This is a genomic window from Methylobacterium sp. CM6246 (assembly GCF_054818005.1).
Window position 1 is genome coordinate 4,368,777 of record NZ_JBTXKY010000001.1, and the last position, 15,094, is coordinate 4,383,870.

16 protein-coding genes are annotated in these 15,094 nt (G+C 72.0%); 9 read left to right on the forward strand and 7 right to left on the reverse strand.

Features of this window, described 5'->3' with window-relative positions:
* Positions 1-49 precede the first annotated feature (49 nt).
* The 6 genes from chlG to ACYQPG_RS21195 are packed head-to-tail and all read left to right on the forward strand — an operon-like array spanning position 50 to position 5,949.
* Positions 50-934 (forward strand): chlorophyll synthase ChlG, encoded by an 885-nt coding sequence (gene chlG / locus ACYQPG_RS21170; RefSeq protein WP_147909134.1) that lies wholly within the window; start codon positions 50-52, stop codon positions 932-934.
* Positions 934-2,274 (forward strand): BCD family MFS transporter, encoded by a 1,341-nt coding sequence (locus ACYQPG_RS21175; protein ID WP_419830148.1) that lies wholly within the window; start codon positions 934-936, stop codon positions 2,272-2,274. The genes chlG and ACYQPG_RS21175 overlap by 1 nt, the downstream gene beginning before the upstream one ends.
* A gap of 4 nt (positions 2,275-2,278) precedes the next feature.
* Positions 2,279-3,493 (forward strand): geranylgeranyl diphosphate reductase, encoded by a 1,215-nt coding sequence (locus ACYQPG_RS21180; RefSeq protein WP_461231689.1) that lies wholly within the window; start codon positions 2,279-2,281, stop codon positions 3,491-3,493.
* Entirely contained in the window at positions 3,490-3,993 is a 504-nt protein-coding gene (locus ACYQPG_RS21185; protein ID WP_461231690.1) for a TspO/MBR family protein, read from the forward strand. Before ACYQPG_RS21180 ends, ACYQPG_RS21185 begins: the two co-directional genes overlap by 4 nt.
* Positions 3,993-4,340 (forward strand): hypothetical protein, encoded by a 348-nt coding sequence (locus ACYQPG_RS21190; protein ID WP_461231691.1) that lies wholly within the window; start codon positions 3,993-3,995, stop codon positions 4,338-4,340. The genes ACYQPG_RS21185 and ACYQPG_RS21190 overlap by 1 nt, the downstream gene beginning before the upstream one ends.
* A gap of 22 nt (positions 4,341-4,362) precedes the next feature.
* A complete protein-coding gene (locus ACYQPG_RS21195) occupies positions 4,363-5,949 on the forward strand; it encodes a cytochrome c (protein WP_461231692.1) in 1,587 nt (528 codons plus the stop codon).
* A gap of 381 nt (positions 5,950-6,330) precedes the next feature.
* On the opposite strand, the gene ACYQPG_RS21200 is transcribed toward ACYQPG_RS21195, so the two are convergent.
* Complete coding sequence (locus tag ACYQPG_RS21200) at positions 6,331-6,615, reverse strand: HigA family addiction module antitoxin (RefSeq protein ID WP_419830150.1); 285 nt, start codon at positions 6,613-6,615, stop codon at positions 6,331-6,333.
* A 5-nt stretch (positions 6,616-6,620) separates the two neighbouring features.
* Entirely contained in the window at positions 6,621-6,908 is a 288-nt protein-coding gene (locus ACYQPG_RS21205) for a type II toxin-antitoxin system RelE/ParE family toxin (protein WP_461231693.1), read from the reverse strand.
* A 198-nt stretch (positions 6,909-7,106) separates the two neighbouring features.
* Here ACYQPG_RS21205 and ACYQPG_RS21210 point away from each other — a divergent pair, with 198 nt between their 5' ends.
* Positions 7,107-7,280 (forward strand): YqaE/Pmp3 family membrane protein, encoded by a 174-nt coding sequence (locus ACYQPG_RS21210; RefSeq protein ID WP_147909127.1) that lies wholly within the window; start codon positions 7,107-7,109, stop codon positions 7,278-7,280.
* A gap of 3 nt (positions 7,281-7,283) precedes the next feature.
* Here the strand turns inward: ACYQPG_RS21210 and ACYQPG_RS21215 are convergent, their stop codons facing one another.
* Together ACYQPG_RS21215 and ACYQPG_RS21220 are read right to left on the reverse strand one after the other, a co-directional pair.
* Positions 7,284-8,786 (reverse strand): L,D-transpeptidase family protein, encoded by a 1,503-nt coding sequence (locus ACYQPG_RS21215; RefSeq protein ID WP_461231694.1) that lies wholly within the window; start codon positions 8,784-8,786, stop codon positions 7,284-7,286.
* A gap of 414 nt (positions 8,787-9,200) precedes the next feature.
* Entirely contained in the window at positions 9,201-10,724 is a 1,524-nt protein-coding gene (locus ACYQPG_RS21220; protein WP_419830152.1) for an MFS transporter, read from the reverse strand.
* A gap of 143 nt (positions 10,725-10,867) precedes the next feature.
* Between ACYQPG_RS21220 and ACYQPG_RS21225 the strand changes: the two genes are divergently transcribed.
* Positions 10,868-11,752 carry a LysR family transcriptional regulator gene (locus tag ACYQPG_RS21225; RefSeq protein ID WP_419830153.1) on the forward strand — a complete coding sequence of 295 codons (885 nt, stop codon included), beginning with the start codon at positions 10,868-10,870 and terminating at the stop codon, positions 11,750-11,752.
* Positions 11,753-11,913: 161 nt separating this feature from the next.
* Here the strand turns inward: ACYQPG_RS21225 and ACYQPG_RS21230 are convergent, their stop codons facing one another.
* The 3 genes from ACYQPG_RS21230 to msrA form a co-directional block, all read right to left on the reverse strand.
* Positions 11,914-12,645, reverse strand: coding sequence for a DUF1796 family putative cysteine peptidase (locus tag ACYQPG_RS21230; RefSeq protein ID WP_147910647.1), 732 nt, complete (start codon positions 12,643-12,645; stop codon positions 11,914-11,916).
* Positions 12,642-13,604: an acetyl-CoA carboxylase carboxyltransferase subunit alpha gene (locus ACYQPG_RS21235; RefSeq protein WP_461231695.1), complete on the reverse strand. Its 963-nt coding sequence runs from the start codon at positions 13,602-13,604 to the stop codon at positions 12,642-12,644. The genes ACYQPG_RS21230 and ACYQPG_RS21235 overlap by 4 nt, the downstream gene beginning before the upstream one ends.
* 261 nt (positions 13,605-13,865) lie before the next feature.
* Positions 13,866-14,582, reverse strand: coding sequence for a peptide-methionine (S)-S-oxide reductase MsrA (msrA, locus tag ACYQPG_RS21240; protein ID WP_419830155.1), 717 nt, complete (start codon positions 14,580-14,582; stop codon positions 13,866-13,868).
* A 112-nt stretch (positions 14,583-14,694) separates the two neighbouring features.
* Between msrA and ACYQPG_RS21245 the strand changes: the two genes are divergently transcribed.
* Entirely contained in the window at positions 14,695-15,051 is a 357-nt protein-coding gene (locus tag ACYQPG_RS21245) for a helix-turn-helix domain-containing protein (RefSeq protein WP_419830156.1), read from the forward strand.
* Positions 15,052-15,094 lie beyond the last annotated feature (43 nt).

The window sequence follows — 15,094 nt, forward strand, 5'->3', positions numbered from 1 at the left end:
AAGTGTAAATCCAGCTTGACACGCCCGGCGGCCCCGGTAGCCTGCGTCCATGGCCGCCACGCCCGCACCGAGCGCAGTCGTCGAGCTACTCAAGCCCCTCACCTGGTTCGCGCCGATGTGGGCGTTCGCCTGCGGGGTGATCTCGTCCGGGCAGCCGGCCCACGGGCAGTGGCCGGTGATTGCCGCGGGAATCGTGCTCGCCGGGCCGCTGGTCTGCGCGACGAGCCAGGCGACGAACGACTGGTTCGACCGGCACGTCGATGCGATCAACGAGCCGAACCGGCCGATCCCGTCCGGGCGCATCCCGGGCCGCTGGGGCCTCTACCTGGCATTGGGCTGGACCCTGCTGTCGCTGCTGGTCGCGGCGGCTTTGGGGCCCTGGATCCTCGGGGCCGCCCTGTTCGGCCTGGTCCTGGCCTGGATTTATTCCGCGCCGCCCCTGCGTCTCAAAAAAAACGGGTGGTGGGGGAATGCCGCGGTGGGGCTCTGCTACGAGGGCCTGCCCTGGTTCACCGGGGCCGCCGTGATGGCCGCCGCCCTGCCCGACCGGCGGGTGCTGCTGGTCGCCCTGCTGTATTCCATCGGCGCCCACGGGATCATGACGCTCAACGACTTCAAGTCCGTGGAGGGCGACCGGCGCATGGGGCTGAGGTCCCTGCCGGTGCAGATGGGCTCGGACCGGGCCGCCCGCTTCGCCTGCCTGGTCATGGCGGTGCCGCAGGTGGTGGTGATCGGGCTGCTGGTCGCCTGGGAGCGCGAGGCCCACGCCGCCCTGGTGGCGGCGTTGCTCGCCGGGCAGCTCGCCCTGATGGTCCGGTTCCTGAAGAGCCCGCGCGAGCGGGCGGCCTGGTACAACGGCACCGGCACGACCCTCTACGTGCTCGGCATGCTGGTCGCCGCCTTCGCGCTGCGGCCTCTGGTGGGAGGGGCGTGATGCGGGAATCCGGTTCGAGCGCGGGTGAGACGACCCTGGGCTGGCCCCAGATCGTCCGCCTCGGCTTGGTCCAGACCGCCCTGGGCAGCGTCGTCGTGCTGATGACCGCGACGCTGAACCGGGTGATGGTGGTGGAGCTGGCGCTCCCCGCCCTGGTGCCGGGCTTTCTGGTCGCCCTGCACTACGCCGCGCAGGTTCTGCGCCCGCGCTGGGGCTACGGCTCCGACCGGAGCGGGACCCGGACCCCATGGATCGTCGGCGGCATGGCCGCGCTCTGCCTTGGCGGGTTCGGGGCGGCCTGCGGCACGGCGCTCGCCGCCACCGACCTCGTGCTCGGCCTCGCGCTGGCCGCCCTGTCGTTCCTGTGCGTCGGGATCGGGGCCGGGGCCGCCGGGACCTCCTTGCTCGTCCTGCTCTCGGGGGGCGTCGCGCCGGCCCGGCGCGGGGCGGCGGCCACCATCGTGTGGGTGATGATGATCCTGGGCTTCGCCTTGACGGCGCCGCTCGCCGGGCACTTTTTGGATCCGTTCTCCGGCCTGCGGCTGGTCGCCGTGTCGGGCACGGTCTCGGCGATCGCGTTCTGCGTCGCGGTGCTGGCGCTGATCGGGGTCGAGCGACGCCTGCCCGCCCGGGCGCCCGAGCCCGCGGCGGCCAAAAAACCGTTCTTCACGGTGCTGGTCCAGGTGCTTGCCGATCCGGTGGCGCGGACCTTCACGATCTTCGTGTTCGTCTCGATGCTGGCCTACAGCGCCCAGGAGCTGATCCTGGAGCCCTATGCCGGGCTGGTCTTCGCCATGAGCCCGGGGGCCACCACCAAGCTCGCCGGGCTCCAGCACGGCGGCGTGCTTGCCGGGATGCTGCTGGTGGCCGGCGTCACGCTGGCGGCGCGCGGCACCGCGCTGGCCTCCCTGCGGCTCTGGATCGCGCTCGGCTGCGCCGGCTCGGCCGCCGCCCTGTTCGCGCTCGCCGCCGGCGGCGACGTCCTGCCCCTGCGCCCGGTGGTGTTCGCGTTGGGGGTCGCCAACGGCGCCTACGCGGTCGCCGCCATCGGGTCGATGATGGCGCTCGCCGGCCGCGGCGACGCACGGGAGCGCGGCACCCGCATGGGCGTCTGGGGCGCGGCCCAGGGCATCGCGTTCGGGGCCGGCGGATTCCTGGGCGCGGCCGCGGTGGATCTGGTGCGGCTCTTCACGGCCGAGCCGGTCCAGGCCTACGCCGCCGTCTTCGCCGCCGAGGGGGTGCTGTTCCTCGTCGCGGTGGTGCTGGCCCTGCGGCTCGAGCCCGTCCGGGCCCCGGGCCGGGGCGCGATCCCGCTCAATCCCATCCTCGGCGCGAGGTGACGCGATGGCTCGGTTGAATGATGACGCCCCGTACGACGTCGTCGTGGTCGGCGGGGGCCCCGCGGGGGCGACGGCGGCCACCGAGCTGGCCCGGGCCGGGCACGCGGTGCTGCTGCTGGACAAGCCCGGGCGGATCAAGCCCTGCGGCGGCGCGATCCCGCCCCGGCTGATCCGCGACTTCGCAATCCCCGACGCGCTGCTGGTGGCCAAGATCCGCTCCGCCCGGATGGTGGCGCCGAGCGGCAAGGCCGTGGACATGCCGGTGGGCGAGGGCTTCGTCGGCATGGTCGACCGCCAGCATTTCGACCCGTGGCTGCGTGCCCGCGCCGAGGAGGCCGGCGCCGACCTGCGCGAGGCGGCCTACGAGACGATGAGCCGGCCGGATGACGGGCCGCCGCTGGTGCATTTCACCACCGGCAAGGGCGAGGCCCAGGCCCGTCACGCGGTCCGGGCGCGGCTGGTCATCGGCGCCGACGGGGCCTGTTCGCCGGTCGGCCGGGCCGAGGTGCCGGGCCACGACAGGATGAAGCAGGTCTTCGCCTATCACGAGATCGTCCGGGTGCCGGCCCCCGACGCGCCGGGGGGCGGCGCCGTCGATGCCGCCCGCTGCGACGTCTATTACCAGGGCCGGCACTCGCCGGACTTCTACAGCTGGATCTTTCCGCACGGCGAGACCGCCAGCATCGGCACCGGCAGCGCGAAGAAAGGCTTCTCCCTGCGCTCCTCGATCCGGGCCCTGCGCGCCGCCACCGGCCTCGACGGCGCCGAGACCATCCGCCGGGAGGGCGCGCCCCTGCCGCTGAAGCCGCTCAAGCGCTGGGACAACGGCCGCGACGTGCTTCTGGCGGGCGATGCCGCGGGCGTCGTCGCCCCGGCCTCCGGCGAGGGCATCTACTACGCGATGCTGGGTGGCCAGCTCTCGGCCGAGGCGGCCAAGGCCTTCCTGGCCACCGGCGACGTCCGGGCGCTCGCGAGCGCACGGAAGCGGTTCATGAAGCTGCATGGCCGCGTGTTCTGGATCCTCGGGATGATGCAGTGGGTCTGGTACCGCAGCGACGGCCTGCGCGAGCGGTTCGTCTCGATCTGCCGGGACAAGGACGTCCAGCAGCTCACCTGGGACAGCTACATGAACAAGGAGCTGGTCCGGGCCAAGCCCGCCGCCCACGCCCGGATCTTCTTCAAGGACCTCGCCCACCTGTTCCGCTGGGTCTCCCCGTGACTTTTCTGGGGCTCGATCCGAGCTGGGACCCGCCCGCGGTGGCGGCCGTGCTGGCGATCCTGGTCGCGGTCGCCGGCGGGGTCGCGACCAAGACGGATGGCTGGTACCGGCATCTCCGGTTCCCCGCCTGGAAGCCGCCGGACTGGGCCTTCGGGCCGGTCTGGACCGTGATCTTCCTGCTCACCACCATCGCGGCGGTGACGGCCTGGAACGGCGATCCCGATCCCACCGCCCGGGTGCTGCTGGTCGCCGCCTACGCGGTCAACGGCGTGCTCAACATCGCCTGGAGTGTGCTGTTCTTCCGGTTCCGCCGGCCCGACTGGGCGCTCGCCGAGGTTGCGGCCCTGTGGCTGTCGATCGCCGTGCTGGTGCTGGTCACCGGCCGGGTCTCGGCGATGGCCGGGCTGATGAACCTGCCGTATCTCGCCTGGGTCAGCGTCGCCGCCTGCCTGAACCTGCGGATCGTGCGCCTCAACGCGCCGTTCCGGGGGCTCGCCTGATGGAGGCGCTGTTCGCCTCGGGCCGGATCGTCGACGCGATCCTGGCGCTGGTCGCCGCCGAGGCGCTGCTGCTCGCCTGGTTCGCGCGGCGCCGCGGGATGGCCCCGGCGGCGCTGCTCGTCAACCTGGGCTCCGGTGCGGCACTGATGCTGGCGCTCCGGGCCGCCCTCACCGGATCCGGCTGGCCGGTGGTCGCCGGCTGGATGCTGGCGGGCCTCCTGGCCCACCTCGCCGATCTTGGTTTTCGGTTCCGTCAGGGCGCCACGGCGCATCGCCGCACCCGGCCGCAGCCAGGAACAACGCCACAAAGCGCTGCGTTCACGCGCAGCACCCTAGAAAACCTATAAAGACGGCTCGGGAGAGGTCGCCATGCAGCGCAGGAACGCCCTCTCGTCGGCCCGTGGCGCGGCCCCCCTCCTGGCGGGCCTGCTGTTCGCCGCGCCGGCCCTGGCGCAGGACGCGTCCGATCCGGTCGAGCGCGGCAAGTACCTCGTCACCATGGGCGATTGCGCCGCCTGCCACACCGCCCCGGGCGGCAAGTTCCTGGCCGGCAACTACGCGCTCAACATGCCGTTCGGGGTGATCATGACCCCCAACCTGACCCCCGACAAGGAGACCGGGCTCGGCGACTACGCTTACGCCGACTTCGAGAAGTCGTTCCGGCAGGGCTACAGCAAGCATGTCGGCTACCTGTACCCGGCCTTCCCGTTCGGTTGGTACACCAAGGTCACCGACGAGGACACCAAGGCGATCTGGGCCTACCTGCAATCGCTGCCGCCGGTGAACGAGAAGCGCAAGGACAACCAGATCCCGTTCCCGTTCAGCGTCCGCACCGCGCTGGTGACGTGGCGGACCGCGTTCTTCACGGAGGAGCGCTTCAAGCCCGACCCGAGCGCCAGCGCCGAGGTGAACCGCGGCGCCTACTTGGTCGAGGGGCTGGGCCACTGCGCGATGTGCCACAACGAGAACAAGCTCGTGGGCAATTCGAGCTTCGCCGGCCGCTTCGGCGGCGGCGTCATCGACGGCTGGTACGCCCCCAACATCACCCCGGACGGCCACCAGGGCATCGGCGCCTGGACCGACGAGCAGGTGGTGACCTACCTCAAGACCGGCACCGCCCCGGGGGACCGCCCCGGCGTCGCCGCCGGCCCGATGCGCCAGACCATCATGGAATCCCTCTCCAAGGTGAAGGAGGAGGACCTGAAGGCGATGGTCGCCTACCTCCGCACGGTCCCGGCCAAGCAGACCTACAAGCCGAAGGACCTCACCGCCTTCGACACCGCCGACGCGCCGGGCGCGTCCACCTACCTGACCTACTGCTCCTCCTGCCACCAGCCCAACGGCAAGGGCATCGAGGGCGCGGTGCCGGCGCTCGCCGGCAACACCTCGGTGATGTCGGATGGCCCCGAGACGGTGCTGCGGGTGATCTACGGCGGGCTCGCCGCCCAGAGCGGCTACGCCCCGATGGTGGCGATCGGCCAGCAGATGACCGATGTCGAGGTCAGGAACGTCACCGACTACATCCGCAATTCCTGGGGCAACAAGGCGCCGCCGGTGACCGGCGACAAGGCCTCCGAGGCCCGGGCCGCCACCAAGACCATGCTGGCCGGCACCGCCCCGTGCGCCGAGATCGAGCAGGACGCGCTCAAGGCCGCCTTCGACAAGGTCGGGGTGGCGGCGACGCTCACCGGCCTCAAGCAGCAGGACTTCGTGCCGACGCTGGTCCGGGTGGTGCCGCAGATCAAGGCGGCCGACGCGGGAGCCACGGATGAGGACGTGGTCAACGCCCTCACCACGGCCTTCTGCAAGGTCGGCCGCGACGACCCGCAATACGCCAACCCGAGCTGGCCCGCGGTGATCGGCACCTTTGCCAACGTCGCCTACAGCCAGGTGAAGAACCCGGAGAAGCAGGCGGCGGCCGTGCCCGGCGCGACCACGCCGCCGGCGAAGAACTGAGGTCTTTGGGTTTTAACACCGTCATTCCGGGGCCGCGTAGCGGATCCCGGAATCCATAACCACCGCGTTTTACGGACGGGTTGGAACGCGACTGCTCAAGTCCGCGACAGTCGCGACTATGGATCCCGGGGCGCCGCAGGCGAGCCCGGAACCCAGATCCGCCGACGCGCACGGAGAGCGCGGAACGCTGCGGTTCACAGTCGGCAACCACGGCGGTTCTGGTTTTCGCGCCTCGTTTAACGGCTCCGGAATGGCAGGGCGGGTGGCGGAAGCTCGTCGTGGATCACGTCCCCGACGTGTCGGAGGTCGAACGCCGCCGCCTCGGCCACCTCCAGCCGGCGCCTCCCTGACGTGCCATCGCGCCCGGCGTGAAAGAGGCGCTCAGGCCGGTTCGTAGGGCCGTACCTTCGAAAGGTCGCTTTCGGCCTCCGCGTGCGAGAGGTCGTGCGCGGTCTGAAGGTTGAGCCAGAACTGGGGGGTCGTCCCGAACCGGATGCTCAAGCGAAGCGCTGTATCGGCGGTCACGCCGCGGCGTTCGCGGAGGATCTCGCTGAGCCTGTTGGGCGGGACATCGATCTCGGCGGCCAAGCGGTTGGCGCTCAGTCCGAGCGGCGCCATGAACTCCTCGCGGAGAACCTCACCGGGATGCGTGCGCAGGCGGGGCATGGGTACTATCCTCGATGGTAATCCACGATCTCGACGGACTCGGGTCCGGCGTCGCCCCACGTGAAGCGGATGCGCCCCGGGTCGTCGATGCGGATGCTCCACTGTCCGTTGCGGTTGCCGCTCAGCTTCTCGAGCTGGTTGCCGGGCGGGGAACGCAGGTCGCTCAACGCGGCCGCGGCGTCGATCATGTCGAGCTTGCGGACGGCGACGGCTTTGAAGGCACGCCACTGCCGGTGACAGACGTCGCGGAGGTGGAGCGTCTCCGTCTCCTTGTCCGCAAAACTCCGGATCATCGCCGCATGCTACGTTGTACGTAACACGTATCAAAATATCAGGAGCGGGAAACGGGTTCCGGAGGGGACGCGTCAGCCCCTGCACAAAGGGGCGGATGGCGGAAGCGCCCGATGGGAACTCGGATGTGACGTCCTTCCCTCCGGGAACGGACACGGTCGCGCTTCGTTTGAGCCGGGACCTTTCAACTCGGAGTTCCCGTGTCCAGCCTCGTCCGAATCCTGCTCGCGATCTTCATCCCGCCGGTGGCGGTGCTCGTCACCACGGGCTTCGGCCTGCAGTTCCTGCTGAACATCCTGCTGTGGCTGATCTTCTGGCTGCCCGGCACGGTCCACGCCCTGTGGCTGATGAACCGCGACCGGCCGCTGATCTGACCGCTACGGCTTGGCCTTCACCTCCGGCTCGCCCTTGCGCAGGACGAGCTTCGGGGAGGCCGCGGCCTTCGCGTCAACCTTGCCCTCGACCTTGCCCTCGACCTTCGCGGTCTTCACCGCATGTGGCTTGGCCGTCGCCTTCGGGGCCAGCTTGTCCGCGTCATGGGCCAGCTTGACCGGCTCCGGCACCACCGCCGCATCCACCGCCGGGGTTGCGGGGGCGGCCGGCTTCTCCTTGCTGAACAGCGAGCCCATCAGCTTCTGGTAGCTGCTCGGATCGCCGTCCGCGTCGGCCACGGTGATCCGGGCGGGCTTCTCGCCGACCGACGCGGTGGTCTCGACCCGCAGGTCCGGATCGGTGCGGTTGGCCATCAGCGTCGTGGCGACGGGATTCTGCCCCCGGCCGGCCTTCGTCGCGGCCTTGGTGGCGGCCTTCGCCGGCTCGGCCCCGGCCATCATCGTCGGCTGCACCTTCGGGCCGATCTCGATCTCCTGCGGCCCGGCCGCCAGGGTCTCGGGGCGGCTGACGTCGCCGAGATTGTGCCGGCCGAACTCCTTGGCGTCGTAGGGCAGCACCGTCTCGGTGCCGCCGAGGCTCGCGAAGGCGCTGCTGTTGTTCTGCGGCCGGAACACCGGGTTCTGGCCGCCGTCCTGGTAGACCACGCGCACGGCCGGCGTGCCCTTGGCGACCAGCTCGGCCACCTCTCGCTCGTCGTGCTCGCGCTTCTCGGCCACCACCGGGTCGAGTCGCGGCTTGCACGCGCCGGCCGCCGCGTCCGAGCCGCCGAACACGTATTTGGTCCCGCACTGGCCGACCTTCGGCTCCTCGCGCAGGGCCTCGAAGTAATCCGAGCCCTCCTTGAGGTTCTGCCAGAACGGCATGTTCGGGTCGTTGCGGAACTTGGCCATGTTCTGGGCCGTCATCCGGAACGGGTAGGACTGGAACTGGAAGCTGCGCTGGCCGCCGATGAACGCCTCCCGGGCCACCGCGTAGATCTCCGCGATGGTCGCGTCCGTCATGGCGAAGCAGCCCGCCGACGAGCAGGTGCCGTGGACCATCAGGTACTTGCCGGTGCGCCCGTTGGCCCGGTCGACCGCGTTGGGGAAGCCGGTGTCGAACGAGAGGTAGTACGACGAGTTCGGGTTCATGAGGCCCGGGGTGATCGTGTAGAACCCCTCCGGGGCCTGCCGGTCGCCCTCGCGGACCTTCGGCCCGAGCTGGCCGGACCAGCGGCAGATCGGGTAGGTCTTCAGGAGCGCGTAGCGACCGTCGCCGCCGCGCTTCCACACCTCCATCTCCGCTTCCTTCTTGTAGGCGCGGATCAGGATCGGGTCGGTCTGCTGCATGCCCTTGGTCTGCATCAGGGCGACCGTCTGGGGGGCGATCGGCGCGATGCTGCGCGCGCTCGGGCCGTTGATCCCGGAGCCGTCCTGGCAGCCGGCCAGCGCGAGGGCCAGCAGGGACGCCGCCGCCAGCAGTCGCGCAGTCGCGAGACGCGCCGTCATGGGGAACCTCGTCGTCTTCAGTCTGCGCCCGGCGGCCTTTTGCGAGCCGACATCGGGCGCCACTCCCCAACCCAATAGGCTCGTTAAGCTTGCGCCTTCGTTACCGCAAGGACCGGGGCGCAACACTGCACCGGACTCTCCGGTGGATGAGGGAACGCGGGCCCGTCTCCGGCCCGGCGGCAGGGCTGCGTCCTGCACCCGCAAACGGTCCCGGGGCTTTTGAATCCGGGACCTTCACGGTTGGCGCTAAACCATTGTTCTGAAAACTGAACCGCGGCTCGCCGCCGCGGTCGTACGCACCCGCCCGTCCCGGCGCAGCCACGGCAGGCAGGCGAGGCCCAGTGCCGCCATGGCGGCGCCGGCGAGGGGCGGGGCCTTGTGGCCGCGCGGATGCGCGGGGGGTAGTGGGCGCCGTCAGAGACCGACGCCGGCATCGGCCACGTTGTCCGTCCGCTCCGCCAGTAACCCGAACACCGCGACGGCGCAGACCACCGTGACGGCGGCCAGCGTCCAGGACAGGGTGGCGAAGGCCGCCTGGTAGGCCTGGATCAGGGCGGCGCCGTCGAGCCCCGGCAGCAGCGCCCGGGCGGCGTCCGGGTCCCCCACGGCCAGGCGCTGGCCGGCCTGGGCCAGCAGGGCGCCGTCGGCCTGCCCCGGGGCCCGGCGGAGCGCGACAGCGGCCAGGCCGGCCAGCGTGGCGCTGACCAGCGCGAGCGCCACGCCCTCGCCGGCGACCCGGACCGTGCCGAAAATGCCCGCCGCCATTCCGGCCCGCGCCCGGGGCACGACGGCCACCGACAGACCGTCCATCAGCCCCCAGGGCAGTCCGCTGCCGAGGCCGATGAGCAGCATCGGCGCCAGCACCGCGCGGTTGCCGATCTCGGTGAAGCCCAGCCACACGAGTCCGGACGCGGCCGCCAGCAGCCCGAGGCCCGAGAGCGGGCCGGGCGGGACCCGCCGGGCCAGCGCGGCGGCGGCCATCGGGACGACCAGCATCGGCGCCGACAGGGCCAGCATCAGGAGCCCGGCCTCCCGCTCGCTCCGGCCCTCGAGGCCGATGAAGCGCAGGGGCAGGATCACCAGCAGCACCACGAAGCACGCGCAGGTCGCCACCGGCAGCATCTGCACGCCGACGAAGCGCCGGTAGCGGAACAGGCCGAGATCGAGCATCGGCCGGGCGGCCCGGGATTCGATCGCCACGAAGGCCATCAGGAGGAGCGTGGCGGCGGCGAGCAGCAAGCACGGCACCGGGCTGCCCCAGCCGAGGCCCGGCGCCTCGATCACCGCCACCGTGAGGGCGGTCAGCATCGCGGTGAAGCTCACGGTCCCGGGCCAGTCGAGGCTCCGGGCCGCGGGGTCGCGGGTCTCGCGCATCCGCGGCGGCCCGAGCACGAGCGCGGCCGCGCCGACCAGTGCGCCGACCAGGAAGATCGAGCGCCAGCCGGCGCCGGCGATCAGGAATCCGGTGACGACCGGCCCGAAGGCCAGCCCGACGCCGAACGTGGTCCCGAGCAGGCTGAAGGCCCGGGTGCGGGCGTGGCCCTCGAAGTCCTGGGCGAGCGCCGCGGTACCGCCCGCCAGCGCCGCCGCGGCGCCGACGCCCTGCCCGGCCCGGAGCAGGTCGATCAGCCAGACCGAGGACGCCAGGCCCAGCGCCAGCGAGAAGCCGGTGACGATCGCGACGCCGAGGGTGAAGACCAGCCGGCGGCCGTAGCGGTCGGCCAGGGTCCCGGCCGCCATCAGCAGGCTGCCGAAGGTCAGCATGAAGCCGTTGGTGATCCAGGTCAGCGCCTCGGGGCTGCCGCCGAGCGCGCGCCCGATGGCGGGCGTCGCCACCGCGCCCGCCGAGAAGCTGAGCGGCAGGATCAGGGCGGCCAGGCAGACCGAACCGAGCACCAGCGGATCACCGGTCGGGGCGGGGTTCGGGGTTTCGGTCATGGCTCGGCTTCCTCGGCTGGGCGTTCGCGCGTCCTTCGGCCGGTCGCCGCCGGGAGGGCACCGCACCGTCGCGTGGAGCCTGCGCGCCGTTAATCCGGTCTCCGGTCCTTTCATTCCGGACGGGCGCGCTCTAATGCGCCGGCATGGACAACCTCGGCGACATCGCGGCCTTCGTGCGGAGCGCGGAGCGGCTGAGCTTCGTCGCGGCGGGGCGCGACCTGCGCCTGTCGGCCTCGGCGGTGGGCAAGGCCGTGGCGCGGCTCGAAGCCGGGCTCGGCGTGCGCCTGTTCCACCGCACGACCCGGCGGGTGTCGCTCACCGAGGAGGGCGTCCTGCTCCAGGCGCGGTGCCGGGCGATCCTCGACGACCTGCGCGAGGCCGAGGCGCTGGTCACCCAGAGCCGGCGGGCGCCCCGCGGCATCCTGCGGATCAGCCTGCCGATCGTCGGCTACCGCTTCCTCCTGCCGGTGCTGCCCGAGTTCCAGGCACTCTACCCCGAGATCGAGCTGGACCTCGATTTCAACGACCGCCAGGTGGACCTGGTGGAAGCCGGCATGGATGCCGCGATCCGCAGCGGCACCCTGATCGATTCGAGCCTGATGGCCCGGCGCCTCGGCCTGTTCCGGTTCGTTCTCTGCGCCGCGCCGGCCTATCTCGACCGGGCCGGCACGCCCCTGCGCCCGGCCGACCTCGCGGGGCACGCGGCCCTGCGCTTCCGCTTCCCCACCTCCGGCAAGCTGCAGGACTGGACCCTCGCCGAGCCGCCGCCCGCGGGCCTGCGCACCGCCCTCACCTGCAACAACATGGAGGCCCTGCGCGCCGCCGCGATCGGCGGCCTGGGCATCGGCTGCATGCCGGATTTCCTGGCGGATTCGGCCCTGCGCGAGGGGGCCCTGACCCGGATCCTCGACCCCTACCTCACCGATCCCGGCCAGTTCTCGATCCTGTGGCCGTCCGGCCGGCACATGTCGGCGCGGCTGCGCGCCTTCGTGGATTTCGTCGACGCGCGGTTGTTTCAGGACGGGTGAGGCGGTGGGCCTGCAGGCCGGGGAAAGGCCTGTGTGGCAAGCGGAATCCCGCCCCCCACCTCATCCTGGGGGGGCCGCGCCAGCGGGCCTCGATGGAGGGCACCAGGGAACGCGGGGCCGGCAGGAGGGCTCCTTCGAGGGCTCCGTTGCGCGGCGCCCCCTCAGCCGAACACCTCCGGCGGCCGGGCCGCCTCGGTGCGGATGATCTCCACGAGCTGCGCGTCCTCGGCCGGGTCGGCCAGCCGCAGGCCGACCGGGGTCGAGCGGGTCTGGACCGTCAGCCAGCGCAAGGTCGGCCGGAGGTCGGTGGCCTCGACGACCGCGACGCCCGGATGGTCCGGCTGGAGCTGCAGGAAGGTCAGGTGGTTGCGGCTGGCGCGCGCGCCCAGCAGGTCGTCGATCGCCTCGACCGTCTCCCGGGGCGTGTGGAGGTGGGTCATCATCCACAGCCGGTTCTGGGTGCCGGGCGTGTCGAGGGCTTGGCGCAGGCGGCGCACGCCCTCGGTCAGGAAGGCGTAATCCGCCCCGTTCGATGCCGGGTCGTGGTGGTTGAACACGCATTCGAGCCCGTGCCGCTCCCGGTACAGCCGGTGCCGGCCGCGCCAGATGTCGGGCCCGCGCCGCTCCGCCTCCGGGATGCTCTCGAGCTGGGCCCGGTCGGTGAGCGCGGTGAAATCGTCGTCCAGGCAATCCCGGACCATGCCGGGCATGGAGAAGATCCAGTCCAGCGGGCCCGACCAGTGGCGCAGGTCCAGGGTCTTGAGCACGTGCGCCATCTGGCAATTGCAGCCGAGCGAGACGTGGTTGTGCCCGCCCGGCTCGCGCGCGTCGCGCCGCCCCAGGAGCCGCCCGAGGGCGCCCAGAAGGCCGCCCGTCGCGCCGGTTGGACTCACAGGGTCCGGCCGATAGCGAGGAATTTCTCCGCCCGGCGGTCGCGGATCTCCACCGGGGTCAGGCCGTCGAACTGGGCGAGCGCGTCCGAGACGGCGTCGCCCGCGCCGCGGATCGCCGCCTCGCGGTCGCGGTGGGCGCCGCCGGTCGCCTCCGGGATGATGCCGTCGATGACGCCGAGCCGCAGCAGGTCCTGCGCGGTGATCTTCATGGCGGTGGCGGCCTCGTGGGCGCGGCCCTGGTCGCGCCACAGGATCGAGGCGGCGCCCTCGGGGGAGATCACGCCGTAGATCGCGTGCTCCAGCATCAGCACCCGGTTGGCGGTGGCGAGCGCGATGGCGCCGCCCGAGCCGCCCTCCCCGATCACCACGGCGACGTTCGGCACGCCGAGCGCCAGGCACGCCTCGGTGGAGCGGGCGATCGCCTCGGCCTGGCCGCGCTCCTCCGCCTCGATCCCCGGATAGGCGCCGGCGGTGTCGACGAAGGCGATTACCGGCAGGCCGAACCGGTCGGCGGTCTCCATCAGGCGCACCGCCTTGCGGTAGCCCTCGGGCCGGGCCATCCCGAAATTGTGGCGCAGCCGCGCCTCCGTGGTGGCGCCCTTCTCCTGGCCGAGCACCAAGACCGGGCGCCCGCGGAACCGGCCGAAGCCGCCCAGGATCGCCTCGTCCTCGCCGAAGGTGCGGTCGCCGGCGAGCGGCGTGAACTCGCTGATCAGCCCGGCGCAGTAATCCACGAAATGCGGGCGCTGCGGATGGCGGGCGACCTGGGTCTTCTGCCAGGGCGTGAGGCTCACGTAGATCTCGGCCAGGGCCTGGCCGGCCTTGGCCTCCAGCCGGCCGACCTCTTCGGAGATCGAGACCGCGCCGTCGCGCTCGCCGACCGCGCGCAATTCCTCGAGCTTGGCCTCCAGCTCGGCAACCGGCTTCTCGAAGTCGAGGTAGGTGCGCGTCACCGCCATCGTGTCACAGGTCTTCCCGGGTTCGCCGCTCCGGAAGCGGCGGGCGCGAGGTGTTGGCGATGGCGGGGGTGGTGTCAACCGGCCCCGGGTTCGAGCAGCTTTGCGCGAGCGCCGCGCGGGCGTTTTTTAAGGTTGGGCGGTTGCGGTGGCGGGGTTGGACTGGTGCCTCGGGTAGAAGCGGTTTCGCGCTCGGCGCCGACCACTGCGGAGGATGGCCGCGGATGCGGGCCTGCGGTCACGGCGCCCGCACGGATGCCGCCCTCAAGCCGGCGGCCGGTTCACCAGCGCCGGCTGCGCCGCCGTCCGCTCCGGGAACAGCTGCTTCAGCGCGTCGAGCTTCGGCGCGTCGTTGGCGGCGATGTAGGGGTGGCCGGGGTGCAGGGCCATGAAGTCCTGGTGGTAGGCTTCCGCCGGGTAGAAGGCCGCGCCGGGCTCGATCCGGGTGGCGACGGGCTTCGCGTAGGCGTGCGCCGCGCCGAGCTGGGCGATGTAGGCCCGCGCCACCCGCGCCTGCTCGGCATCCTGCGGGAACAGCGCCGAGCGGTACTGCCGTCCGGCATCGGGCCCCTGCCGGTCAACCTGCGTCGGGTCGAGCGCCACCGAGAAGAAGATCCGCAGGAGCTCGTCGTAGCGGATCACGGCCGGGTCGTAGGTCACCGCCACCGCCTCGGCGTGGTCGGTGCCGCCGCGGCTGACGGACTTGTAGTCGGCGTCGGCGGACGCGCCGCCGGCATAGCCCGAGACCGCCCCCCGCACCCCGCGCACGTGCTGGAACACGCCCTGCACGCCCCAGAAGCAGCCGCCCGCGAACACCGCCACCTGCGCGCCGGGCGGCTCGTGCGCAGCGGTCGCGGCCTCCGGCAGGCGGCGCGGCGCCTCCTCGGCGAAGGCCGGAAGCCGGGGCAGGAGCAGCGCCCCGGCCAGGCCGAGCCCGAGGGCCGCCCCGAGGAGCGGGCGAAGCGTGATGCGAAGAGCCATGCTGTCCTCCGGCAAGATGCGCGGCTTGCTGTGCCAGACCTTTCGCTGCCCGGATCGAACGGGTTACGCTGACCGTGATCCGCCGCCGCGCACGGCTGGAGACGAATCGACGATGACCGAACCGAAGACGACCGAACCGAAGACGACCGAGCCGAAGACGACCTACGGCAGTGACGCGCTCCGGTCGGCGCACCTGGTGGCCCGGGACCTCCATGCCGCCGGGGCCATCGACAAGGCCACGATGCGCCGGTTCGACGTGTCGTGCCTGACGCCGGTCGAGGACCTCGCGCCGGAGGCGATCCGGGCCATCCGCGAGACCGCGCAGATGAGCCAGGCGATCTTCGCCAGGGCGCTCAACGTGACCACTGCCCTGGTGAGCAAATGGGAGCGGGGCGAGAAGAAGCCCGGCGGGCCGTCGCTGAAGCTGCTCGCCCTCGCCGAGCGGAAGGGCATCGACGCCATCCTGTGAGGCGGGCGTGTGGGCGGCAGGCCGCATTGCGGCGGCGCCCGCA